Origin of the sequence: Ereboglobus sp. PH5-10 (genome assembly GCF_029504735.1) — a bacterium.
GTDB lineage: Bacteria > Verrucomicrobiota > Verrucomicrobiia > Opitutales > Opitutaceae > Ereboglobus.
Genome location: NZ_JAQFIP010000003.1, coordinates 239,506 through 262,238, shown reverse-complemented (window position 1 = coordinate 262,238; position 22,733 = coordinate 239,506). Strand labels below are relative to the sequence as shown.

Here is a 22,733-nt window from a genome sequence, read left to right as displayed (position 1 = left end):
CACATATGACGCGGCTCGCTTTTGCCTCGGAGACAATGGCGCGGGATTTCGAGGAAAACTTTGTCGCGACACCCGGTTGCCCGTGCGCGTTCTTGTGCGCGCTCGTTTTCACCCGCGCGTTTCGCCAGACGCCGCCTAATCTTGGGATGCGTCCGGCTCCTGGAAATCCTGTCTTTTGATTTGCTCAATCGCGCGTGTCCCGGCTTTGCTTTCAGGAAACATCCGCCTTTCGCAATCAAACACCGGGCAACCGCACTTCCCGCCGAAACGCCAAACCAGATGCTACCCATGAAAAAGCTGCTCACCATAACGCTGTTGTTGGCGTCCGGCCTTGCCGCTGCCTTCGGGGCTCCGCCGATTCACCACCTGACCACGGAGCATGAGGACATCCTCGCAAAGCTCGCGACGCCGCGCTTTCTGACAACGGATCACGAACTCATTCTTGCGAAGATTCCGCCGCCGCCCGCGAACGATTCTCCCGCCGGAATGGCCGACGTGGAAACACTGCTCCAAGTCCAAAAAGATCGCACGCCGGAGCAAGTCGCGCGCGCCGTGCGCATCAACGCGCACGCATTCCTGTCCATTGAGGAGGGGTGCATGGGGCAGGTTGTTTTCGGTCCCGCGTTCACCGGGGAAAACCTGCCCCGCACGGCCGCGATTTTGCGGCAGGCAACGGCGGAGCGCCGCGTGGTCATGATTGCGTCCAAAAACCAATGGAATCGCGTTCGTCCCCACAAACGCGGCCTCGGAGTCGAGCCTTGCGTGGACGTGCCGCGCAGCGCCTCCTATCCAAGCGGCCATTCCTCCTGCGGCGTGCTCTGGGCGATGTTTTTGGGCGGGGCGTTGCCCGAGTATAAAACGCTTTTCGACGATGCCGCGCGGGAAATCATGTGGAGCCGAGTCCTCGCGGGCGCGCATTATCCGAGCGACACCCAGGCGGGTCGGCTTCTCGGGCAAATTATCGTGGAGGAAATGTTGAAGAACCAGTCCACTCAAAACGCCGTGAAAGAGATGCGGGCGGAATTGCTCGAATTCCTTGAGAAATATCCGGAGGCCAGGGCAAGGGCTGAAGGACTGAAAGACTGAAGGGCTGAAAGTGGAAAACCAAAATACCGGAGGCCGGTTTCGAGCCAAACGCCAGTCGGACGCTCTTACATTTTATCTTTTAATTTAACCTTTTTCATTGGCGCGACAGCGCCCCTCCTGACTCCTGTATTCTGACTCCTGACTCCTTTCGCACCGGCTCCTTTCTCAATTATGACCACCCATCACCCGACATCCATCACCACCATGCACCGCATCGCGCGCGCCATCGCCGCGTTTCTTTTCCTTGCCGTCTCCGGCATCGCTTTTGCAAAAGGCACTCACCCCGACATCAAACCGGACGCCGGCATCGACCTCTACGGAAGCATTCTCGACGAAACCGGCGCGCCCGTCGCGGGCGTTGTCGTAAGCGACGGTTTCCAGTGCGTCGCCACCGACGCGAGGGGCGTTTATCAAATGAAGCGCAACTCGAAGGCGCGCATGGTGTATTATTCCACGCCGGAAAACTTCGTCGTTGAAACCGGCGGCGCGCCCGGCAAGAACAGCCTGGCCAAGTTCTGGACAAAACTCGGAAATGGCAACCGCCACAACTTCGACCTCGCGAGGCTTCCCGCGCCCGAGAGGGAATTTACGCTCGTTTGTGTTGGCGACCCCCAGACGCGCATCGACGCCAACCTCGCGCGTTACAAGGAGGAGACCATCGCCGACCTTCGCGCATTCGGCGAGGCCTCGCGCCTGCCCTGCTACGCCATTCTCCTCGGCGATGTCGTCCACGACAACCTGCAGTTTCTCGAACCCATGCGCGACATCACCAGCCTCGCCGAAATACCCTTCTTCGCCGTCATCGGAAACCACGATCACAACGAGGCCGTCAAAAACGACGACTATAAATCCGGCGAGAATTTTGAAAACGTCTTTGGCCCGCTCAACTACTCCTTCAATCGCGGCGGCGTTCACATCATCGGCATGGACAACATCCTCTACGGCGACAGGAAAAACTACAAAGTCGGCTTCACCGACGAGCAGGTCGAGTGGCTCCGCCAGAACCTGCGCTTTGTGCCGAAAAACAAAGCCATCGTTCTCGCTTACCACGCCCCGTTGCGCGCCGACAACTCCCTGCAAAACCGCGAGGCCGTGCTCTCCCTGTTGAAAGGCTACGCCGACGTGCAGCTCATGGCCGGCCACATGCACACCCAGGAGAATCTCGTCATCACCCAGCCGATCGACGCCTTCGAGCACACCCACGCCACCGCCTGCGGCGCGTGGTGGCGGTCCACGCTCAACACTGACGGCACGCCAAACGGTTTCGCCTTCTACACCTTCAACGGAAACAAGGCCGCGAACTGGGCCTACAAGTCCATCAGGCGCGGCCTCGATTTCCAGATGCGGATGTATCGCGGCGACGCGCGCTTCGGCGGCCCCGGCGGCCACTTCACTTATTATCAAACCGCGGACGACATCGTCGTCGATGTCTGGAACTCCGATCCGTCGTGGAAAATTATCGCCTACGAAGACGGTGTGGAGGCCGGCCCGTTGAAAAAACTTCCCCGGATGGTCGATGCCTATGCCGCCGGTTACCATGTGGGCGAGCTCAAGCGCAAGTCGTATGCCTCCGGCGGAAACGGCGAAAACACGCACCTTTACCGGCACACCTTGAAAAATCCAAACGCCCGCGTCGAGGTCCGCGCGACAGACCGTTTCGGAAACACCTATTCGGTGAAGGAATTCACAACCGGTCTTTCCGCCGCGAAAGATTACAATTAAAACTTTCCAAAGCCCGCCTGGGTTTCGTGGGCGCGCACCTCGCGTGCGCCCGCAAGGCGCGTCCCTGCGGTTCCGCCCGCGCCGCGGTGACGCCGCCCAGACTTCCTTTGCGCGCGCTTATGCGGGGATTTAACCGTATATTTTACGAAACATTGCAAAATCTTGGGATGCGCCCTGCAAAACGTGGCACACTTTTGCGTTTAGGTTTTCCCAATAATGAACCAGTTATTTTGTGCGAATGAGCATTTCCACCACGACAACATCCACCGCAGCGCGGGCGCGCGCCGTTCCGGACCAGGACGGCGTTCGACTTGAGCTCGGCGGCTCGTGGCAAATCACCGGCGGCACGCCCGAATGGGCATCGTTCGACACCGCCAGCCTCGCCGCGCTCGCATTAAAGGCCGGCAGGCTTCGCCCCGACACTTCACAGGTGACGGAATGGGACACTTCGCTCGTCCTCTTCCTGCGCGAGGCGTTCGACTGGTGCGAAAACAACCAGGTGGAGCCCGACGAAAGCGCGCTTCCCGAAAACATTCGCCGGCCGCTCAAGTCCATGCGCGATGCGCGCGTGCGTCCGATCGACAGGCAGCGCCGCCCCAACATTCTCGCCACGGCCGGTCTCGCCTCCGTCTCCGCCTACAAGCAGGCCAAACAATTCACACAGTTTGTCGGCGAATGCGTGATCAGCGCGTTTCACCTCGCGCGCCATCCGAAGAAATTTCGCTGGCGCGACTGCCTTCAGGAAATGCAACGCTGCGGCGCCATGGCGCTGCCCATCGTCGGGCTCATCAGCTTTCTCGTCGGCGTCATCCTCGCCTACATCGGCGCCGTTGTGCTCCGCCAATACGGAGGTGACATCTTCATCGCCACCCTCGTCGCGCTCGCCATGGTTCGCGAGATGGGCGCGATGATGACCGGCATCGTTTTGTCCGGGCGCACCGGCGGCGCGTTTGCCGCGCAGATCGCCAACATGAAGACCGGCGAGGAAATCGACGCGCTCGTCACATTCGGCATTCGCCCCGTCGATTTCCTTGTCATCCCGCGCATCGTCGCGCTCGCGATTATGATGCCGCTGCTTTCCCTCTATTCCAACGCGCTCGGCAATCTCGGCGGCATGACCGTCGCCGCCTTGCTTCTCAAAATCTCGCCCTCCGCCTACTGGATTCAGATGCAGTCCGCGCTCGACATGTCCGACATCACCACCGGCCTCATCAAGGCCGCCACCTACGGCATCATCATCGGGCTCGCCGGCTGCCTGCGCGGACTTCAGGCCCGGCGCGATTCCGCCGGCGTCGGCAGCGCCGCCACCTCCGCGGTCGTCACCGCCATGCTCTACATAATCGTCGCCTGCGCCGTTTACGCGGTGCTCTTCAATATTCTCGGATGGTGACGCGCCGCGCGCTAATAAAGAATGCATAATGTAGAATGAACACTCCCGCTTCCAACACCCCGTCACCGCACCGCCCTGCCGCGTCCGGCGCGCAAACCGCCATCGGTGTTGAAAACCTGCGCTGCGGTTACGACGGGCGCGTTGTGATCGAGAACATCAACTTCACCGTCAAGCGCGGGGAAATCTTTTTTATCGTCGGCGGCAGCGGTTGCGGCAAAAGCACGCTCCTCAAGCACATGATCGGCCTTCACCAGCCGACGGCGGGCCGCGTGGTTTATTTCGGCGAGGACTTCACCAACGCCAGCCTCGCGCGCCGTCGCGAACACCTCAAAACTTTCGGCGTCCTCTACCAGAGCGCCGCGCTCTGGAGCGCGCTCACGCTTCGCGAAAACGTCGCGCTTCCCCTCGAGGAATACACCACGCTTACAAAACAGGAGCGCGACATTGTCGTCGCGCACAAACTCGCACAGGTCGGCCTCAGCGGCTTCGAGGACTATTATCCCTCGGAAATCAGCGGCGGCATGAAAAAACGCGCGGGCCTCGCTCGCGCCCTCGCGCTCGACCCCAAGATCGTTTTCTTCGACGAGCCCTCCGCCGGACTCGACCCCGTAACCTCGCGCAACCTCGACAATCTCCTGCTCTCCATCCGCGACAGCCTCGGCACCACGCTCATCATCGTTTCGCACGAGCTCGCCAGCATCTACGGCATCGCCGACCGCATCCTGATGCTTGATCGCGAGGCGCGGGGCGCCATCGCCGAGGGGCCGCCCGCGCAACTCGCCGTGTCGAGCACCGACACCCGCGTGCGCGATTTCCTGCAGCGCGGCGCGCTCGCCCGGCCTCAGCGCGACGAGTTTAAGGTGAAGAAATGAAAACTAATTCCCGTCCCTCTCAATGAACCCGAACTTCAAACTTAAACTTTTCCCATGAGAACCAGAGTCAGCCCGACCTTGGTCGGCTTATTTGTCCTAGGCGCCATACTGATCGCCATCGTTGGCATCGTGTCCTTTGGCGGCATCAATTTTTTCTCCAGCCCGAAACGCTTCATCGTGTATTTTGACGAATCGACGCACGGGCTCGACCTCGGCTCGCCCGTGAAGCTCCGCGGCGTGCGCGTCGGGCGCGTGGTCGACATGAATGTCGTTTACAACGGGGCCACCAACGCATCCGTCGTCGCGGTCGTCTGCGAGTTCAGCCGCAACATCATAGTCGACAGCAAGGGCTCCCTCATCGACGTCAACGACCGCAAGAGCCTGCAACAAATGATCAAGCACGGACTCCGCGCCGAGCTCGGCATCCAGGGCCTCGCCACCGGGCTGCTCTTCGTCGAGCTCGATTTCCGAAATCCCTCGGAGTTCGCAAACCAGCCTCCGCCCGCCGTGACCATGCTGGACGACAAAGGCTACGTCGTCATTCCCGCCACGACTTCCGCCATCGCCGCGCTTCAGGCCAACATCACCGACCTGCTCGCCGATGTGAAGCGCATGAACCTTCCCGAATTCACACACGAGCTCCGCGGCCTCATCAAGGACCTGCGCGGCCAGGTCAACTCGCTCGATCTTGCCTCCCTCAACACCGAGCTCACCCGCGCCGGCAAATCCGTCGCCTCGCTCGCCGAGTCGGCCGAGGTTCGAAGGATGTTCACCGACATGAGCTCCGCCATCGCCGAGTTTCGCCGCACCCTTTCAAGATTCGATCGTGCTGTCGGGCCGGTCGGCGAGCGCCTCGACACCGTGCTCGTTGACGCGCAAACCGCCATCAACAAGGTCGGCGAGGCGGCGGACGCCGCCAAACAATTGGTCGAGGCGCAGGGCGGACTCGGCGAGGACGCCACGCGCGCCCTCCGCCAGTTCAGTGAAACAGCGGAAACCCTCCAGCAGCTTCTCGACTATCTCGAACGAAATCCCAGCGCGATTATCTCCGGAAAAAAACAACCGTGAAAGTCAGAATACCAGAAGACCAGAGGCCAGAAAGCCAGAGACCGGAATCCTAAAATCCCATCTTAAAATTCCTCACCGCGCGGCAGCGCGCCAACTGTAAACCGTAAACTGCAAACTCCTCCCTTTCCATGACCACCATCCGATCCCTCCGTTTTCTATCCTCCGTCCTCTGGCTTTCTGGCCTTCTGGCCTCTATCCTTCTGGCCTCCGGTTGCTCCATCGTGCCCGAGCCCAAGGCAGACCCAACGCGATACTACGTGCTCACGATGCCATCCAATGCGTCGCAAGCCGGTGCCGGCGAGATAAACAAGGGCAAACCATTCCTCGCCCTTCGCTCCGTTGAGGTTCCCGCCTACCTGCGCGCGCGCAGAAACATCGCCGTCCGCCACGGAACCAGTGAAATTGTTTATCACGAATTCTCCCGCTGGGCCGAGACGCTTGATGCCGGAATCACGCGCATCGTGAGCGAGCGCCTCATCGCCACCAATTCCGTGTCCGGCGTGGAACTTCGCCCCGGCCGAGTGAAACGCGATTACGACGTGAGCATCCGCATCATCGAATGCGAAGGCGCGGTTTCGGGTGCCGGGGCATCACCCGTCGCGCGCTTCACCGCCGAGTATGAAATCACGGCGCCGGGTGGAAACACGGTCACGGGCATCCGCAAATTCACGGCTCCCGCCGCCGACTGGGACGGCAAGGATTCTTCCTCCCTCGCCGCGCTCCTCGGCCAAGCCGCCTCCGCCCTTGCCGACGACATCGCGCGGAATCTCCCGGCGACGCCGCGTTCCGGCGCGGAATAGCCGGCGACACCTCCGGCCCCCATGCGCCTTGCCGCACATATTTCTTCCGCAACGCCCCCAAGTATGCTCTCATGCGTGACGTGAGGATTCTCGTTGTCGAAGATGATGCAAAAATCGCCCAGTTTGTGGTCAAGGGACTCAAGCAGGAGGGCTACGCCGCGGATCACGCGCCCGACGGGGACACGGGACTCGCGCTCGCAATGAACACGCCTTACGACGCCGCCATCGTCGATGTGATGCTGCCGCGGCTCGACGGCCTCTCGCTTGTCAAGCGCCTGCGCAACCACCGCGCTGATTTGCCGGTGCTATTCCTGAGCGCGCGTGCCACCGTGGAGGATCGCATCAAGGGGCTTCAGGCCGGCGGCGACGATTACCTGACAAAACCCTTCGCGTTTGCGGAACTCTCGGCGCGCCTGCAGGCGTTGATACGCCGCGCCACACGCGCCCCCGAGGCGATGCGGCTTTCGGTGAACGACGTCGTCATGGACCTGGTGACGCGCGAGGTGACAGTCTCCGGGCAAAAAGTGGAGCTGCAGCCGCGCGAGTTTTCACTGCTCGAATACCTGATGCGCAATCCGGGCAGGCCGCTCACAAAAACAATGATTCTCGAACATGTGTGGGATTACAGCTTCGATCCGCAAACCAACGTCGTCGATGTGCTCATGCACCGGTTGCGCATGAAAGTTGATCCCGACAAAACACGCATCGAAACGGTGAGGGGCGTCGGTTATGTTTTCAAAGGGAGTCATTAAACGAATACGCCGCTCGGTGGCGATCCGCCTGAGCGTGACGTTCGCGCTGCTGTTCACCGTCGGCTTCACGGCGCTGTTCGTCCTGCTCTACTGGCTGCTCGGAAAACAACTCGCGCAGCGCGACGAGGACGCGGTCAGGAACCGCATCGAGGAATACGCCCACATTTACAACACGCAGGGCGAGCCCGGCCTGCAACTCGCGCTGTATCGCGGCTCAAACACACTGCTCGACCGTCCGCTGTTCGTTCGCATGATCATGCCAAACGGCGCCACGCCCATTTTGATCGTCCCGAACGACTGGATCGACAAGGAGGCCAAGCGCGTGCGGGTGCCCGACAGCTGGGGTTTCTGGACGGAGCAGCAAGTTTACTCGTGGCGCGTGCCGCAGGACCAGCAGGAGGACCTGATTGTGTTTTCAAAAATGCTGCGCGGCGGCTTCCTGCTGCAAGTGGGCGTCAGCACGAACAATCGCGCCACCCTGCTCAAGCCGCTTCAGCGCACGTTCACGTTTGTGGCCGGGGCGGTCGTGCTGGTGGGTTTTGCCGTCGGCTGGTTCGCCGCGCGCCGCGCAGTCAAACCGCTCCAGGGCGTCATCGACACGGCGCAACAGATTATCAGCACCGGTGCGCTCGACGCGCGCGTGGCCGAGCCCAGGCGCGACAACGACATCGCCGAGCTCGTGCGCCTGTTCAACACCGTGCTCGACAAAAACGCCGCGCTGCTCCGCTCCATGCGCGAGGCGCTCGACAACGTTGCGCACGACTTGCGCACGCCGCTCACAAGCATGCGCGGCACCGCCGAGCTCGCGCTTGCCAACGGCGGCGAGCCGGCCATGCGCGACGCGCTCGCCGACAACATCGAGCGCTCCGACGAGGTGCTGCGCCTGTTGCGCGCGCTCATGGAAATTTCCGAGGCCGACTCCGGCATGCTCAAACTCAAGCGCGAACAATGCAACGTGGAGACGATCTTGCGCGCCGCGTGCGACCTGTATGCCGACGTTGCCGACGCGCGCGCGCAGACCCTGGAGGTCGCGCCGTTCGCCGCCCCCCTGTTTGTATCCGCCGATCCGATACGCCTGCGGCAGGTCATCGTGAACCTGGTGGACAACGCGCTCAAATACACGCCCGACGGCGGACGCGTGATGTTGGGCGCGCGCGCCGAAAGCCGCGGCATCCAAAACGGCGCGCTGCTCGCGGTCAGTGACAACGGCCCCGGCGTGCCCGAGGCCGAGCAGGGGCGAATCTGGGAGCGGCTTTATCGCAGCGACCAGAGCCGCTCGCAAACCGGCCTCGGCTTGGGATTGAGCTTGGTGCGCGCGATTATCGAGGCGCATGGCGGCGTGGTCTCGGTGCGCAACGCCGCCCCGCCCGAACACGGCTCAATCTTTGAGGTGTGGCTGCCGGAGTAGGGGAGGGAAGCCGGCGATCGTCAGGTCATCCCTTGGTATTTCGCCGGCATGGACTGTCGCAAAGTAAAACCTTTTGGCGGGGCGGTTTGGCGCTCTTCGGTTTCCGCCGCGAATCATGCGAGGGCTTGCCTCAGCTCTGCCAGAAACTTCTCATTCTGCGGAGCGGTGCCGATCGTCACGCGAATCCACTCCGGCATCGCATAGCCGCGCAGCGGGCGCACGATCACGCCGCGGCGCTGCAATGCCTCAAACGCGCGCGCGCCGTCGCCGACCTTGACAAGCATGAAATTCGCGCGGCTCGGCACGCACTCCAATCCGAGCGCGCGGCAGCCCTCCTCAACTTGTGCGAGGCCGCTTTTGTTTTCCCTGGTGCAGCGCCCCGTGAAATCGTGGTCGTCGAGCGCGGCGATGGCGGCGGCCTGCGCGATGGCGTTCACGTTGAACGGCTGGCGCACGCGGTTGAGCAGCGCGGCAAACTCCGCGCTTGCGTATCCGTAGCCGACGCGCAGCGCGGCGAGTCCGTAGAGCTTGGAAAACGTGCGCAAGCCGATCACGTGGCGGCCCTCGGCGATCAGCGGGCGAATGTCCGGCGCGTCGCCGTCGGCCTCGACAAATTCCGCGTAGGCCTCGTCGAACACAAGCACGACATGCGGCGGCAGCGCGCGCGCGAAATCGAGGATTTCCCCGGCGCTGTTGACCGTGCCGGTCGGGTTGTTCGGGCTGGCGTAATAAACGATGCGCGTCCGCGGCGTGACCGCGCGCAGCATCGCTGCGAGGTCGTGCGTGTGGTTGACGAGCGGCACCTCGACCGGCTTCGCGCCGAAGAGCAGCGCGACCAGCTTATACACGGCAAACGCGGGCGCGCCCATCACCACCTCGTCGCCGGGGCGCAGGAACACGCGCCCCACGAGCTCGAGCAATTCGTTGGAGCCGTTGCCGACGGCAAACTGCTCCGGCGAAAGCCGCCATTTTTCGGCGAGCTTGGCGCGCAGCGCGACGCATCCGCCATCGGGGTAAAGCTGCGCCTGCGCGAGCGCGCGCCGCGCCGCCTCGATGCCGAGCGGCGACGGCCCCGAGGGATTTTCGTTCGACGCGATTTTGATGATGCCGTCGGGATCGAGGCCGAGTTCGCGGGCAACGTCTTCGATGGGCTTGCCCGGTTCGTAAACGGGCTGCGTGAGGACGGACGGGTTGGCGAGTTCCTGAAGCGTTGGCATGGCGGTAATCAATGGTGTGTGCGGTGATTTTCATGCGGCTCCGGAGAGCCGCATTCCAGTCACTTTACACATGTGTGATTACTTCGCTATCCTCAAAACGCACTTTTGGAATTGACGAGTATTTGTCATCGGCGGCGCGATAACCGGCGGCGCACGCGACAAGCGGCATGTGGCTTTCGCGGTCGAGCCCGAGAAGCTCCGCGTATTTTTCGCGGTCGATGCCCCCGAGCGCGCATGTGTCGATGCCGAGCAGCGCCGCCGATGTCATGAACTGCCCGAGCGCGATGAACGACTGCTGCGCTTGCGAGATATCCAGAACGCCGGCTTTGGCCTGTTGCTCAATGCTGCTCTCAATCGCCTGCCGGAAAGGCTTGAGCGTTTCGGCGGGCACACCGCGAACTTGCGCCGCGCGCCTCAGGTAGTTGTCCAGATATTCGTCGCCGATGTTTTTGCGGAGGGCGAACACGACAAAATGCGAGGCATCCGCCGGCTGTGTCTGCCCGTAGGAGGCCTCGATCAGGCGCGCGCGCACCGCGGGGTCGTTCACCACGAAAAACTTCCACGGCTGCAGGCCGAACGCCGACGGCGAAAGCACGAGCGCCTTCTCCAGCGCGGCCCACGTTTCGGCGGGAATCTTTTTTGATGCGTCGAACTTTTTCGTCGCATATCTCCAGTTGAGCGCGCCAAGAAGCTGGGCGGTTGTGATTGTGTTTTCTGATGTGTCCATAACGAAAAATGAAGATGTGGTTGCGGCTGAATCCTCACCGCGGCATAGTTTTTGAATAGTTGACTAGTTGTCTATTAATACTTGGTCGGGTCGAATTCCTCTGATTCCACGGGCGGGGCGGTCGTTTCCACTGAGGTTGGCGCACTCGGCGAGCTGGGCTTGCCTGGTGAGCTGTCCCTGCTGGCCAGCATATGTTCGCACACCCGATCTCCGAGCGACGCAAGTGTTTCGGCGTTATTGTGCAGGCGCGCCTGCGCGAGCAAACCCTCGAAATACGCCATTGCGCAACGAGCCTTTTCGGCGCTATTTCCCGGGGCGGCAAGGCCTTCCTTTTGTGCGTCGTTTATTGCTGATTCCCAATATTTTGTCTTGTTGCTGAGGATCTCGCAAATCTTGGCGCGAATCGCCTCGTCTTGTTTGCAAATTTCGGAACCCAGTGTGCAAAACGGGCACCCCAGCACGCGCCCCGTGCGTTCCTTGATCGCGACTTGTTGCCGATAGACGGCATCACAATGCGCACGGATGCGTTGCATTGGTTCTATAGTTGGCGAGAACTGGCTGTCCCACAATGGTTTCTGCTCACGCCAATAGCGATCCAACGCCGCGACGGCCAGGTCCGCCTTGGAATCGAAAAAGTAATAAAAACTCCCCTTCTTTACTTCCGCTTTCCGGCAAATGTCATCAACGGTAATGGCACCGTAGCTCCGCTCCCAGATAAGCGAGAGCGCGGCGTCCATCAGGCGTTGATCGGCATTGCTTGTGCGTCCCATGCGGCATACTTTGTTGACTTTTTGGTCAACAAACAAGGTTAAAATTCATTTACCGCCGCGGGCGAATTATGAAAAACGCCGTTAAGTCTGTTTGGTTGGCGGTGACTGGCGAAAGGAAGCGGGAGGTTTTTTTGCGCGACGGTTGCGCCATTGCCGGAGTTTTGGGCGGCGGGCGTTTGACTTTATATTAACAATTCGGGCCAATTGATTATATAATTTAATAAATATTGTTGCGAAATTATGATTGCGCGGGGCCGCAAGTGCCTTCGGGTTCGCTCGAATTTTATAACATAATGGAGGATGGTAAAATGCGCGCGACGGGGTTTCTCCCTCCGGGGCGGGGGTTTTTTCATACTTATTATACACTTTTGGACGCCACATCCGGAAAAAATTATATTACAGCTCATATGTTTTCAGTGATATGGACTGTCCAGCTTGGTCAACCCGCCCTCGCAGTATATTAACCCATAGGAAAATCCCAAAATGTATACATCATTCATGCAAGTAACCCCGGGCTGTATCCGCATTACGCTTGAAGCGGCGTGGAGCACGGCCGCCTCGGACTACGCGGAAGCCTGCGCGCTTTATCGTGACATCCCGGTTCCCGGTTTTTCGCAGGGCGAGGTGCCCGCGATCATCACCGCCAATTGCTTCAGCCGCGAGATACGGGCGGAGACCATTCGGCGGTGCGCGTCGCGGTTGATCCGCTCGGTTCTCGTTGAAAAGGGAATCCGCACGGTCGGTCCGCTTTTGATTCTCCAGGCCTCGCTCGAGCCCGGGGAAAAATTCGTTTGCACGATTGAATTGCTTTTGCGCCCCGAGGTGTCGCTGCCCGATTGCGGGAGCTTTGAGCCCGTGACGGACAGCAAGCACACGCGGCGCACGGAGGCGAGGGAATGGCTGGTTGCCAACACGGAATGCAATGTGCCGGAGCCGATCATTCGCAAGGAGCTCGATTCCATGCAGCGCGACATTGTGCAGCCGGGCTCAAAGTTGTGGGACGAGGCCGAGCACAACGCGCTCCTGCACATCATCGCGCACGAGGTGGCGGACCGCCACGGCATCACGGTCAGCGAGACGCGTTTGGAGGAGCACCTCCGAAATGTGGCGGGCTCGGTTGGCATGAGCCCCGCCAAGCTTCGCGCCGCTTATAACAAAAACGGCCAGATCGAGGTGATTCGCGAAAGCCTTTTGATTGAGGCGGTCCTGGACTTCCTCACGAAACAAGAAGAAGCGTTCCTGGCGCAGGAATCGGCGATCGTCGCATAAGTCCGCGGCCTTGGTGCCGGCGCATGCCGCGTCCTGTTAATCCGGGGTGGCGTTCGTGCCACCCCGGTTTAATTTTTTAATGGGGCGGGCGGGAGGCCCGGCGTTTATTTGGGCTTCGTTTTTTGATTTTGCGGATCGGACAGCGCCGGTTTCCCCATTGATTCGGTGTTTGTCCGGGTAAAATTATTTACGGCGTGACTGCCGCGAAACTTGCGTCCACAAGTCCCGTCTTATCCGCTCAACCTCCTTTTTATGCAATTCGCGTCCCGTCGTTTCCTTGTCACCTGCGTCCTTTCGTTGATTCCTGTTTTCGCAACCTTGAGTTTTGCGCAGGTCGTTTCCGGCACTGTCGCCGCTTCGGGCACTGCCGCGCGAGATCAGGAACCCGTCGTGCAGCTCGACACGCTTGTGGTCACGGCCGCAACCGAGCTGCCGCGTCCGGAAAACTGGCTGACCGCCAGCATCCCGGGTTTTGAGATTTACTCCAGCGCCAGCGAGCGCGCCTCGCGGAAACTGATCCAGGACTTCGAGATGTTTCGCGTCGCGCTCGACGCCGCGTGGCCGATCAATGTCACCGTTCGCAAACCCACCACGCTGGTTTTGTGCGGGCGCTCGGGGTTCGACGATTTCATTCCACGGTCGGACCAGGCCGATTACTCGAAGGACAGCGCGCGTGCGAGCACCACGCTTATTGGGCCCGAGCAGGCTTTTATTGTGATCGATATGAGCACCTCGAGCGTGACGCTCAACGACACCACTTACGATATCGACGCCTCGTCCCTGGGCGCGACATTCGATGTCGATTATTACAGCCTCCTTTATCGCGAGTATGTGCATTATTTGCTCAGCCAGACGGAGACGCCGCCGCCCGCGTGGTATGAGGAGGGCGTCCTGCAAATTATCCAAAAAATGGAAGTGTATCCAAAATACATCCGAATCGGGGAGCTCAGGTCCGTGCGCCGAGGCCAGGGCAAGAACAACATGGCGGTTGTCGCCCCCGTTGCCGGCGACGGCGAGGATATGGAAGTCAGCGACGAGGAGGATGTCGGCATTCCCGGCATGGAGACCATACCGGACGAGGATTTTAATGTCGCACTGGATCGCCGCGCGCTTCTCGGGTTCAAGGATTTCTTTGGCGTCACGCGTGATTCGCCGCTCGCGCGCAATCCGATCGGCAACAACGTCTGGGCCAAGCAATGCTACGCCTTCGTGCACAGGTGCCTTTACGGGATTCCCAACAAAAACTACAAGACCGCGCTCGAAACCCTTGTGGCGCGCTCGGTGAAGGAACCCATGACCGAGGAGCTGTTCAAGGAGTGCTTTGGCGTGACCTACAAAAGATTCCTCGTCGAACTGCGCGGCTACATCGGCCTCACGGCCTACCAATACACGGATTTCGTCGTCAAGGGGAAGGGCGAGCGCATCGACGCGCCGGCGCGCGAATTCACGCTCGCGCCGGAAGGGGACAGCGCGCGCATGAAGGCCGACGCGCTCGTGCTCGCCAACAATGCCTCCCCCTCGATTCCCACGCTGCGCGGCGCTTACGGGCGCGGGGCGCGCGATCCGGAATTTCTCGCCTCCTACGGTCTCGCCGCCCATGCGGCGGGCCAGACCGAGCTCGCCCGCCGCATGCTCTCGAAAGCCGTCGTGGGAAAGGCGAAACGCGCCGCCGCCTATCCCGCATACGCACGCATTTTGCTGGACGACGCCAAGGCGCACCCGGAGGCCTCCGACGGCGTGCACATAACGCCCACGCAACTCACGCCGATTCTCGAAGTGCTTTTTGCCGCGCGCAAGTTGAGGCCGGCCCTGCCGCAAACCTACCGGACGATTGCCGACGCATGGATCGCGAGCTCGGCGACGCCGTCCAATGAAAATTTTGTAGTCCTGTCTGAAGGCCTGGTGTTGTTCAGGAATGACCGGGCGCTGCTTTATCAGTCAGCCCGAATCCTGCTGCGCATGAAAAACAACACGGCTGCGCGAGCCTTGGTCGAATTTGCTCTAAAAACATCGAAGGACGACGCGGAGCGCGAGCGTTTCAACGAACTGAAATTGCAACTGCCGACACCGCCGCCCCCCGCGGATGCCGCGCAGGATTCGTCCGCGAACCCGGATGATGAAGCGCAGCAAGTGTCCCAGCCGAGCGCTTACGAAGTCAAACGGACCAAGGTCGGCACACCGCCGCAGCAGCAACAACAACCGCCGCAGCAGCAACAACAACCGCCGCCGCAACAGCAGCAACAGCCGCAGCAGTAAAAGCGCGTTTGCGCGAAGGGGAGGGCGGCTTTTTCAGCCGCCCGTCGAGGCGAAGGACTCGTCCGTTTTCCGGTTACTGCGCGCCCTGTTTGGGCTTGCGATGCAGTATCCAGTAAAGCAACGCCAGGACACCGATCCATATCGGCATGATGATGACGGAGGTTTCCATGCCCGCCCACGCGGCCATGACAAACAGGATGAACGCCACGAACCCGATGCAAATCCAGTTTGTGACCGGGAAACCCCATGATTTGAAACTCGTCGTGTAGCCTTCGCGATTCTTGGCGCGGCGGAACATCAGGTGCGTGAAGCTGATCAGCGCCCAGTTCAGCACAAGCGCCGCGACCACGAGTGCGAAGAGCAGGCCGAGCGCCTTGCCGGGCATCGTGTAGTTGATGAGCACGCCGATGCCGGTGCCGCACGCCGAGGCGATGAGCGCGTTGACGGGCACGCCGCGGCGGTCGGTTTTCTTGAAGAGCGCCGGCGCGTTGCCCTTGTCCGCCATGCTGTAAAGCATGCGGCTGTTGCAATACACGCCGCTGTTATAAACCGAGAGCGCTGCGGTGAGGATGATGAAGTTGAGAATGCCCGCCGCGCTCGGCACGTGCATTTGTTTCAGGATGAGCACGAACGGACTCGCGCCGTATCTGTCGCCGAGGTCGGAGTTGCTGACCGCGTTGATCGCCTTCACCATTTCCGGCCAGGGCTGGAGCATGATCATGACGGTGAGCGCGCCCACGTAGAAAATGAGGATGCGGAAAAACACCTGGTTGACCGCCTTCGGGATGGTTTTTTTCGGATTGGCCGTCTCGGCCGCGCTCACGCCCACAAGCTCAAGTCCGCCGAAGGAGAACATGATCAGCACGAGCGCTATTGAGAAGTTCTGGAACATCGCGAAACCGCTTTCGGCGGGCGCGAAAAATCCGCCGTGCTTCCAAAGATTTGCCACGCCTGCCTCCGGACCCGCGCCGCCGCCGATCAGCAGATACGCGCCGAACACGATCAGGCCGACCACCGCGAGCACCTTGATGATCGCGAACCAGAACTCCGCCTCGCCAAATATCTTCACGTTGGCGAGATTGATTGCGTTGATGAGTATGAAGAACACCAGCACCGGAATCCATTGCGGCATGTCGGGCATCCACCAGTGTATGTATTTCGCCACTGCCGTGAGTTCGGCCATGCCCACGAGCACGTAGAGCACCCAGTAGTTCCAGCCCGACATGAAGCCGGCAAACTTGCTCCAGTATTTATACGCGAAGTGCGCGAACGATCCCGCCACCGGCTCCTCGACGACCATCTCGCCGAGCTGGCGCATGATAAAAAATTCGATGATGCCGCCGATCAAGTAGCCGAGAATCATGGCCGGGCCCGCGAGCTGGATGACGCCCGCCGAGCCGAGAAACAGCCCCGTGCCGATGCAGCCGCCGAGGGCGATAAGTTGGATGTGACGGTTTTTCAGTCCGCGCTTGAGCAAACCTGTTTGCGGCGGCTGGGTATCGGGCGTGACGCTTTGGTCCATAAGAGATTAGTGGGCGGTAGTTGCTGGGAAAGAAGCGTCTAGAAATGAGGGGCGGGGCAAGGGGGAGGCAAGAAACAATATCGTTGGTTTGGAAAATAATATCGACCACGGCCGATGAAATCGCAGAGCATCGAAATTTCTGTCCATCGAAAACACCATGAACAAAACCTCGCTACGTAACATCAGCGCAAGTCTTGCGCTCTTAATAACCGCTGCTCTTCCCTCGACAGCCCAAACCTCGTCATCCGAGGTCGAGCAGTTGCGCGCCTCCGTCAAGGGCCTGCAAGAAATGGTTATCAAACAGAACGCGCAAATTTCGCGTCTCGAGCAGCAGCAGGGCGGCAACACGCGCCCGACCCCGGTTGCCGTCGCGCCGGCCGAGCCTGTGGTCATCGGCCTTCACGACATCGGCGACGGTTACATTTTCGTGCCCGGCACCAACGCCAAGGTCCGCCTCAACCTCAGCCCGCGTCTCGACGTCATCGCCGACAGCCGCAACCCCGGCCTCAACAGCCGCTTTGCCGTCGCGCTCGTGCCGGTCAAAAATGCGCCCGCAGGCTCCGAAGTCGGCGGCTACGACAGCTCGAATCACACCTACGTCACCGGACGCGGCTCGAACATCACCTTCGACGCCATCACCGTGGCCGGTGACAACGAGATCACCGTTTTCTATAACAACGACTTTTACGACACCAGCAATGGCCGCGACTTGGGCTACCGCATCAATCACCTCTACGCGCGCATGAAGGGCCGCTTCGGCAAGCTCACCATGGGCAAAACCGTCTCGCCTTTTGAGAATGTCGACTCCTGGCCCGCGACGCTCGACTACAGCGGCGCCAGCGCCAAGGTCTTCTCGCGCCCTTCCATGCTGCGCTACGACACGCCTGTTTTTGGCAACGGCTTCAACACCGCCTTCGCGCTTTCCAATCCCGACGCCTCGCTCTACAGCGCCACGGGCAACGACGGCAGCGTTAGGGACCGCCTTCCCGACTTCTCGGCCAACATCCGCTGGGAAAGCGAAAAATGCGGCAGCGCCCAACTCGGCGGCATCGTGCGCAAACTCGCTGTTGACGGTCCTGTTGACGACGACGTTCTCGGCTGGGGTTTGAGCCTGAGCCTCTGCCCTAAGTTTGGCGAAAACGACAGCATCCAGCTCGAAGGCACCTACGGCGAAGGCATCTTCAGCCACATCAATGACTTTTTCCGCGACGGTGACATGGCGTTCAACAGCAAGGGCGAACTCAAGGCGCTCACCTATTGGGGCTTTGTTGCCGGCTACACGCATCGCTGGTCGCCGAAGTATCGCTCCACGGCTTCCTACAGCGTGTCCAGCATCAAGAACATCTCCACCCAGGCCGACGACGCCTACCACCGCGTGCAATACGCCTCGGTGAATTTCGTGTGGACGGTGATGCCCCGCTTCGACGTCGGCATCGAGGCCCTCTACGGCAAGAACAAGGTGAAGAGCGGCTCCTCGGGCGAAAACGTCCGCGTGCAGATGACCTTCAGCTATTCGCTGTTCTAAGAATTGAGGAAACGTTGAATCACAAAAAAACGGACGCCCGAAAAGGCGTCCGTTTTTTTGTGGGGGCGCGCCTTGCGCGCGCCCTCGCGTCATCCCGCTTTTTGGCTGCCCGCGCAAACAGTCGTTCGCACACAAGGGCGCACGCAAGGTGCGCCCCTACGAGGCCAGCACTTTTTTCAAGAACATGCGCGTGCGTTCGTTTTTCGGGGCGGTGAAGATTTCCTGCGGCGGGCCTTGCTCCACGACTTCGCCCTTGTCCATGAAGACAACCCTCGTCGCCACGTCGCGTGCGAAACTCATCTCGTGCGTCACCACGACCATCGTCATGCCCTCGGTGGCGAGGTCCTTCATCACATTGAGCACCTCGCCGACGAGCTCGGGATCGAGCGCCGATGTGGGCTCGTCGAAAAGCATGATTTGCGGCTGCATGGCGAGCGCGCGCGCGATGGCGACGCGCTGCTGCTGGCCGCCGGAAAGGCGCGAGGGATACTCGTCGCGCTTGTCGGCGAGGCCGACCTTGACGAGCAGGTTTTCGGCGAGGGCGATCGCGGCGGCCCGGTCCATGTGTTTCACGCGGATGGGCGCCTCGATCAGGTTTCCGAGCACGGTCATGTGCGGGAAGAGGTTGAAGCGCTGAAAAACCATGCCGAGCGAGGCGCAGTGCGCGGAGACCTCGGCCGCAGTGAGCTTGTGGACGTCGCGGTCGTTCTCGCGCTTGTCGAAAAGCTCGCCGTGGATGGTGATCTCGCCGGAGGTGATGCGCTCGAGATAATTCAGGCAGCGCAGGAGCGTGCTTTTGCCGGAGCCGCTCGGCCCGATGATGCACACGACCTCGTCCTTGTCGACGTGCAGGTTGATGCCCTTGAGCACTTCGAGTTTCCCGAAGTTTTTGCGGACGTTTTTGATTTCAATTATTTTTTCGGACACGGCGGTGAAAAAGATTTTTGGGAGTTTTTATTAACCACGGATTTCACGGATTTGCACGGATCCGGACTCCGGCACTTTTGTATTTATCCGTGATAATCCGTGAAATCCGTGGTTCAGAAATGCAGCGAAAAAAGCGGCTCATTCGTATTTCGCGTGGCGCTCCTCGATCTTGGAAAAGATGTAGGTGAAGAGCGTCGTCATTATCAGGTAGATGAGCGCCGAGGGCAGATACACGAGGCTCTTGCCGCCGGAGCTTTGAATCTGCGAGGTGATTTTCATGAGGTCGGTCAGGCCGATGAACGCCACGACGGAGGTGTCCTTGAGCAACATGATGATTTCGTTGCCCACCTGCGGCACGAGCCGGCGGATGGATTGCGGGATGATGACGCGCCCCATCGTCTGCCAGTAAGTGAGCCCGAGCGCGTGCGCGGCCTCATACTGGCCCTTGTCGATCGACTGGATCGCCGAGCGATACATCTCGGCGAGATACGCGGCGGAGTTGAGGCTGAACGCGATCAGCGCCGCCTGCAACGCGTCGAGATAACGCAGGTGAAAAATCAGCTTCGGCAGCACGAAATAAATAAAGCACAGTTGCATGAGCAACGGCGTGCCGCGAATGAACCAGGTGTAGAAACCGCACACGGCGCGCAGAACCGGGTTCTTGCTGATTTTGCCCAGCGCGATGAAAAAGCCCAGCACGAGCCCGCCGATCAAACCCACAAAGGCAATGAGCAAGGTGTAAACGGCGCCGCGTGCCAGTTGCGGCATCATCGGCCAGATTTCGTTAAAAATGTCAGTCATGTTGAAATTTTCGATTTTCGATTCTCGATTTTCGATTGGGAGCTACCGCTCCGTTTTCGATTTCGGGCACGCGCGGAAGCGCGCAATCGAAAATCGAGAATCGAAAATCGAAAATCACCTCACTCTGGATATTCCTGCTTCACGTTCGAGACGATGTCCTCGTTGAACCATTTTTTGGAAATGGCCTGGAGCGTGCCGTCGGCGCGCATTTCGGCGAGGATCTTGTCCACCTTGGCGTGCAGCTCGGTGTTGGTTTTCTTGAAGGCCGCGCCGATGGGCTCGTAGGCAAACGAGGCGGGCGCGTAGGCGAAGCCGCGCTTGGCGTCGTTCACATAGTAGCTGCCCACGACGAGATCGACGACGACGACCTGCAGGCGGTCGAGCTCAAGATTGTCGAGCGCCTGCGTGGCGCCGGGATACGATTCGAGCGTGAATTGCTTGTTTTTGTTTTCGTCGAGAAACTTTCGGCAGGCGGAATCGGCCGTGGTGCCTTTTTGCACGCCGACCTTCATGCCGGCGAGGGCGTCGAGGCTCGTGATTTTGCCGGCGATGGCCTTCTTCGCGACGATCACCTGCTTGTTGGCGATGTAGGGCTTCGTGAAGAGGTAGTTTTTCATGCGCGCCTGCGTGATGGAGCACGCCGAGATGGCGGCGTCGTAACGCTCGGTGTTGAGCCCCTCCCAAATGCCGTCGAACTCGATCTCGACAATCTTGAGATCCTTGCCGAGGCGCTTCGCGATCTCGCGCGCCATGTCGATGTCGAAGCCGACGGTTTTGCCGCTGGCGTCCTTGAATTCCATCGGGGGATAACTGGCCTCGAGGCCGATGCGGAAAGTGTTTTGGGAGTCGCCGCCGCCACCGCAACCGGCGAGGCCGAATGCGAGGGCAAGCGCCGAAACCAGCGCGGTGAGTTTGGCAGGGATGGACAATGCGGGTGTTTTCATGAGTGTGGATTGTGCGAGGAAAACCATCACGCATGGGCAAGTTTTGCGCCGGGGTCAATTGAGGCTTTGCATAATTTACTCCGGACGCCGCCGGGTGTAATTGCAATTGGTAGCAGTTTGATGGAATACGCGACGAAGCGGAGTTATTTTGGAGTGCGGTGGCAAAGGGAGCGCAAGCGACCGGCGACACCGCTTTGAACAGCGTAAGATTTTCACCGGGCGCAAATCGCTCAAAGCGGTGTCGCCGCTTCGCTTTGCCACCGCACTCCAAAGGATTGCATCTTTGCGTTTTGCTACCATTCGCAATTACACCCGGTGCCGCCCCGTCCGTCACACAATTCTTGAAGCGATCCGGAGATGCATCTCTACTAGGTGCATCATGCCAGCCCTCATTATTCGCAATGCCCGCATTCTCACCCTGTCCGGATCACCCGTCGCCCGCCGCGGCGCGGAGTTGCGCGCGCTGGGAGTGATTCCGCAGGGCGAGGTGCTGGTCGGCGACGATGGGAAAATTGCCGCGGTCGCCGAAAAAATCGACACGGCGCCCGCTGACGCGCAGGTGATTGACGCGGCGGGGCGCGTGCTCATGCCGGGTTTTGTCGACTGTCACACGCATGCGTGCTGGGCGGGCTCGCGGCTCGATGAGTGGCGGGCGCTGCTCAACGGCGAAACGTATTCCGATCTGCTCAAGAAGGGCGGCGGGATGCTTGCCACGGTGCGCGCCGTGCGCGAGACCACGCGCAACCAGCTGGCCGCAAACCTGCGCGGGCGGCTCGACGAATTTTTGCGCAACGGCACGACGACGCTCGAGATCAAAAGCGGCTACGGCCTCACGCTCGAGGCCGAGCTAAAAATGCTTCGCGCGATCCAGCGCGCGGCGGGTGACTGGCCGGGCACGGTCGTGCCGACGGCGTTGCTCGGGCACGGTTGCGAGGGCAGCAGTCTCGACGACTATGCGAAAATGGTCGTGCGCGATATTTTGCCGGAGGTGTTGCGCGAGTTTCCGGGGATCGCGATCGAGGCGTTTTGCGACCAGGGCGCGTGGACGGTTGAGACGTGCGTGCGCCTGCTCGAAAAGGCGCGCAAGCACTTGCCGATTCGCGCGAGCGCCGACCAGTTCACGCCGACCGGCATGGTGCCGGAGGCGGTGCGGTTGCATGCGGGCTGCGTGGCGCATCTCGAGGGAACGCCGAAGGAGCAGCTTCGCGAGCTTGCCGAGTCGCCCGTTGTCGCCGTGCTCACTCCGCTGACCGGATTGCATCTCAACCAGCGTTTCGCGCGCGGAGGATTTCTGGCGGAAAACGGGGGCGCGGTTGCCATCGCCACGAATTGCAATCCCGGCACGTCGCCCTCGTGCTCGATGCCGCTTGCCATCGCGACGGCGGTGCGTTTTTGCGGGCTCGACATCGAGGAGGCGATTGTGGCCGCGACGGTGAATCCTGCGCTTGTGCTCGGCCTTGCGGATCGCGGCACAATCGAGCCGGGCAAACGCGCGGATTTGGTTTTGCTGCACCACAAGGACGAACGCCTGCTCGCCTACGAACTGGGCGGCAATCCCGTCGCCCAAGTCATCTGCGGCGGAAAACTCGTGTGAGCGGTCGGGGATTCGATATCCGGGGAGTGCCCCCATTTGCGAACGCGATTTATTCTTTTGGTGGGCGCCAAGGGTAGGGCGGC

19 protein-coding genes are annotated in these 22,733 nt (G+C 60.6%); 12 read left to right on the top strand and 7 right to left on the bottom strand.

Translation table 11 applies throughout. The features are described 5' to 3' along the window. Nucleotides 1-288: 288 nt before the first annotated feature. The 8 genes from M2447_RS04360 to M2447_RS04325 all read left to right on the top strand — a co-directional run bounded on the left by M2447_RS04360 (nt 289) and on the right by M2447_RS04325 (nt 9,098). The gene (locus M2447_RS04360; RefSeq protein WP_277507986.1) at nt 289-1,086 is read left to right on the top strand and encodes a phosphatase PAP2 family protein; all 798 of its coding nucleotides are present in this window, start codon (nt 289-291) and stop codon (nt 1,084-1,086) included. Nucleotides 1,087-1,257: 171 nt separating this feature from the next. Then, nucleotides 1,258-2,808 carry a calcineurin-like phosphoesterase C-terminal domain-containing protein gene (locus tag M2447_RS04355; RefSeq protein ID WP_277507984.1) on the top strand — a complete coding sequence of 517 codons (1,551 nt, stop codon included), beginning with the start codon at nt 1,258-1,260 and terminating at the stop codon, nt 2,806-2,808. Between the two features lie 238 nt (nt 2,809-3,046). Continuing rightward, complete coding sequence (locus M2447_RS04350; protein WP_277507983.1) at nt 3,047-4,198, top strand: ABC transporter permease; 1,152 nt, start codon at nt 3,047-3,049, stop codon at nt 4,196-4,198. A gap of 35 nt (nt 4,199-4,233) precedes the next feature. Further along, nucleotides 4,234-5,070, top strand: coding sequence for an ATP-binding cassette domain-containing protein (locus M2447_RS04345; RefSeq protein WP_277557541.1), 837 nt, complete (start codon nt 4,234-4,236; stop codon nt 5,068-5,070). A gap of 54 nt (nt 5,071-5,124) precedes the next feature. Continuing rightward, nucleotides 5,125-6,138, top strand: coding sequence for an MlaD family protein (locus M2447_RS04340; RefSeq protein ID WP_277557540.1), 1,014 nt, complete (start codon nt 5,125-5,127; stop codon nt 6,136-6,138). A gap of 128 nt (nt 6,139-6,266) precedes the next feature. Beyond that, nucleotides 6,267-6,938, top strand: a complete 672-nt coding sequence (locus M2447_RS04335; protein ID WP_277557539.1) for an ABC-type transport auxiliary lipoprotein family protein — start codon at nt 6,267-6,269, stop codon at nt 6,936-6,938. Nucleotides 6,939-7,018: 80 nt separating this feature from the next. Next, entirely contained in the window at nt 7,019-7,690 is a 672-nt protein-coding gene (locus tag M2447_RS04330) for a response regulator transcription factor (protein WP_108826357.1), read from the top strand. Further along, nucleotides 7,668-9,098, top strand: a complete 1,431-nt coding sequence (locus tag M2447_RS04325) for a HAMP domain-containing sensor histidine kinase (RefSeq protein ID WP_277557538.1) — start codon at nt 7,668-7,670, stop codon at nt 9,096-9,098. The genes M2447_RS04330 and M2447_RS04325 overlap by 23 nt, the downstream gene beginning before the upstream one ends. Nucleotides 9,099-9,211: 113 nt before the next feature. On the opposite strand, the gene hisC is transcribed toward M2447_RS04325, so the two are convergent. The 3 genes from hisC to M2447_RS04310 form a co-directional block, all read right to left on the bottom strand. Further along, on the bottom strand, nt 9,212-10,315 hold the full coding sequence (gene hisC / locus M2447_RS04320) for a histidinol-phosphate transaminase (protein WP_277557537.1): 1,104 nt from the start codon (nt 10,313-10,315) through the stop codon (nt 9,212-9,214). A 64-nt stretch (nt 10,316-10,379) separates the two neighbouring features. After that, the gene (locus tag M2447_RS04315; protein WP_277557536.1) at nt 10,380-11,042 is read right to left on the bottom strand and encodes an NAD(P)H-dependent oxidoreductase; all 663 of its coding nucleotides are present in this window, start codon (nt 11,040-11,042) and stop codon (nt 10,380-10,382) included. Nucleotides 11,043-11,116: 74 nt separating this feature from the next. Further along, nucleotides 11,117-11,848 (bottom strand): TetR/AcrR family transcriptional regulator, encoded by a 732-nt coding sequence (locus M2447_RS04310; RefSeq protein WP_277557534.1) that lies wholly within the window; start codon nt 11,846-11,848, stop codon nt 11,117-11,119. A gap of 447 nt (nt 11,849-12,295) precedes the next feature. Here M2447_RS04310 and M2447_RS04305 point away from each other — a divergent pair, with 447 nt between their 5' ends. Together M2447_RS04305 and M2447_RS04300 are read left to right on the top strand one after the other, a co-directional pair. After that, the gene (locus tag M2447_RS04305; RefSeq protein WP_277507974.1) at nt 12,296-13,081 is read left to right on the top strand and encodes a trigger factor; all 786 of its coding nucleotides are present in this window, start codon (nt 12,296-12,298) and stop codon (nt 13,079-13,081) included. A 252-nt stretch (nt 13,082-13,333) separates the two neighbouring features. Then, entirely contained in the window at nt 13,334-15,337 is a 2,004-nt protein-coding gene (locus tag M2447_RS04300; RefSeq protein ID WP_277557533.1) for a hypothetical protein, read from the top strand. Nucleotides 15,338-15,410: 73 nt separating this feature from the next. Here the strand turns inward: M2447_RS04300 and M2447_RS04295 are convergent, their stop codons facing one another. Then, nucleotides 15,411-16,859 carry an amino acid permease gene (locus M2447_RS04295; protein WP_277557532.1) on the bottom strand — a complete coding sequence of 483 codons (1,449 nt, stop codon included), beginning with the start codon at nt 16,857-16,859 and terminating at the stop codon, nt 15,411-15,413. A 157-nt stretch (nt 16,860-17,016) separates the two neighbouring features. On the opposite strand from M2447_RS04295, the gene M2447_RS04290 reads away from it, so the two are divergent. Further along, nucleotides 17,017-18,384 carry a DcaP family trimeric outer membrane transporter gene (locus tag M2447_RS04290; protein WP_277557531.1) on the top strand — a complete coding sequence of 456 codons (1,368 nt, stop codon included), beginning with the start codon at nt 17,017-17,019 and terminating at the stop codon, nt 18,382-18,384. 156 nt (nt 18,385-18,540) lie between these two features. Here the strand turns inward: M2447_RS04290 and M2447_RS04285 are convergent, their stop codons facing one another. From M2447_RS04285 to M2447_RS04275, 3 genes are all read right to left on the bottom strand, one after another. After that, complete coding sequence (locus tag M2447_RS04285) at nt 18,541-19,311, bottom strand: amino acid ABC transporter ATP-binding protein (RefSeq protein ID WP_277557529.1); 771 nt, start codon at nt 19,309-19,311, stop codon at nt 18,541-18,543. A gap of 138 nt (nt 19,312-19,449) precedes the next feature. Continuing rightward, nucleotides 19,450-20,112, bottom strand: coding sequence for an amino acid ABC transporter permease (locus M2447_RS04280; protein ID WP_277507969.1), 663 nt, complete (start codon nt 20,110-20,112; stop codon nt 19,450-19,452). 119 nt (nt 20,113-20,231) lie between these two features. After that, the gene (locus tag M2447_RS04275; protein ID WP_277507968.1) at nt 20,232-21,056 is read right to left on the bottom strand and encodes an ABC transporter substrate-binding protein; all 825 of its coding nucleotides are present in this window, start codon (nt 21,054-21,056) and stop codon (nt 20,232-20,234) included. A gap of 379 nt (nt 21,057-21,435) precedes the next feature. On the opposite strand from M2447_RS04275, the gene hutI reads away from it, so the two are divergent. Then, complete coding sequence (gene hutI / locus M2447_RS04270; protein WP_277507967.1) at nt 21,436-22,650, top strand: imidazolonepropionase; 1,215 nt, start codon at nt 21,436-21,438, stop codon at nt 22,648-22,650. Nucleotides 22,651-22,733 lie beyond the last annotated feature (83 nt).

Coding starts and splice junctions, on each gene's coding strand:
- M2447_RS04275 (WP_277507968.1), bottom strand. CDS start 21,056: ATGAAAACACCCGCATTGTCCATCCCTGCCAAACTCACCGCGCTGGTT.
- M2447_RS04345 (WP_277557541.1), top strand. CDS start 4,234: ATGAACACTCCCGCTTCCAACACCCCGTCACCGCACCGCCCTGCCGCG.
- M2447_RS04315 (WP_277557536.1), bottom strand. CDS start 11,042: ATGGACACATCAGAAAACACAATCACAACCGCCCAGCTTCTTGGCGCG.
- M2447_RS04295 (WP_277557532.1), bottom strand. CDS start 16,859: ATGGACCAAAGCGTCACGCCCGATACCCAGCCGCCGCAAACAGGTTTG.
- M2447_RS04305 (WP_277507974.1), top strand. CDS start 12,296: ATGTATACATCATTCATGCAAGTAACCCCGGGCTGTATCCGCATTACG.
- M2447_RS04325 (WP_277557538.1), top strand. CDS start 7,668: ATGTTTTCAAAGGGAGTCATTAAACGAATACGCCGCTCGGTGGCGATC.
- M2447_RS04290 (WP_277557531.1), top strand. CDS start 17,017: ATGAACAAAACCTCGCTACGTAACATCAGCGCAAGTCTTGCGCTCTTA.
- M2447_RS04340 (WP_277557540.1), top strand. CDS start 5,125: ATGAGAACCAGAGTCAGCCCGACCTTGGTCGGCTTATTTGTCCTAGGC.
- hutI (WP_277507967.1), top strand. CDS start 21,436: ATGCCAGCCCTCATTATTCGCAATGCCCGCATTCTCACCCTGTCCGGA.
- M2447_RS04280 (WP_277507969.1), bottom strand. CDS start 20,112: ATGACTGACATTTTTAACGAAATCTGGCCGATGATGCCGCAACTGGCA.
- M2447_RS04355 (WP_277507984.1), top strand. CDS start 1,258: ATGACCACCCATCACCCGACATCCATCACCACCATGCACCGCATCGCG.
- hisC (WP_277557537.1), bottom strand. CDS start 10,315: ATGCCAACGCTTCAGGAACTCGCCAACCCGTCCGTCCTCACGCAGCCC.
- M2447_RS04335 (WP_277557539.1), top strand. CDS start 6,267: ATGACCACCATCCGATCCCTCCGTTTTCTATCCTCCGTCCTCTGGCTT.
- M2447_RS04300 (WP_277557533.1), top strand. CDS start 13,334: ATGCAATTCGCGTCCCGTCGTTTCCTTGTCACCTGCGTCCTTTCGTTG.
- M2447_RS04360 (WP_277507986.1), top strand. CDS start 289: ATGAAAAAGCTGCTCACCATAACGCTGTTGTTGGCGTCCGGCCTTGCC.
- M2447_RS04350 (WP_277507983.1), top strand. CDS start 3,047: ATGAGCATTTCCACCACGACAACATCCACCGCAGCGCGGGCGCGCGCC.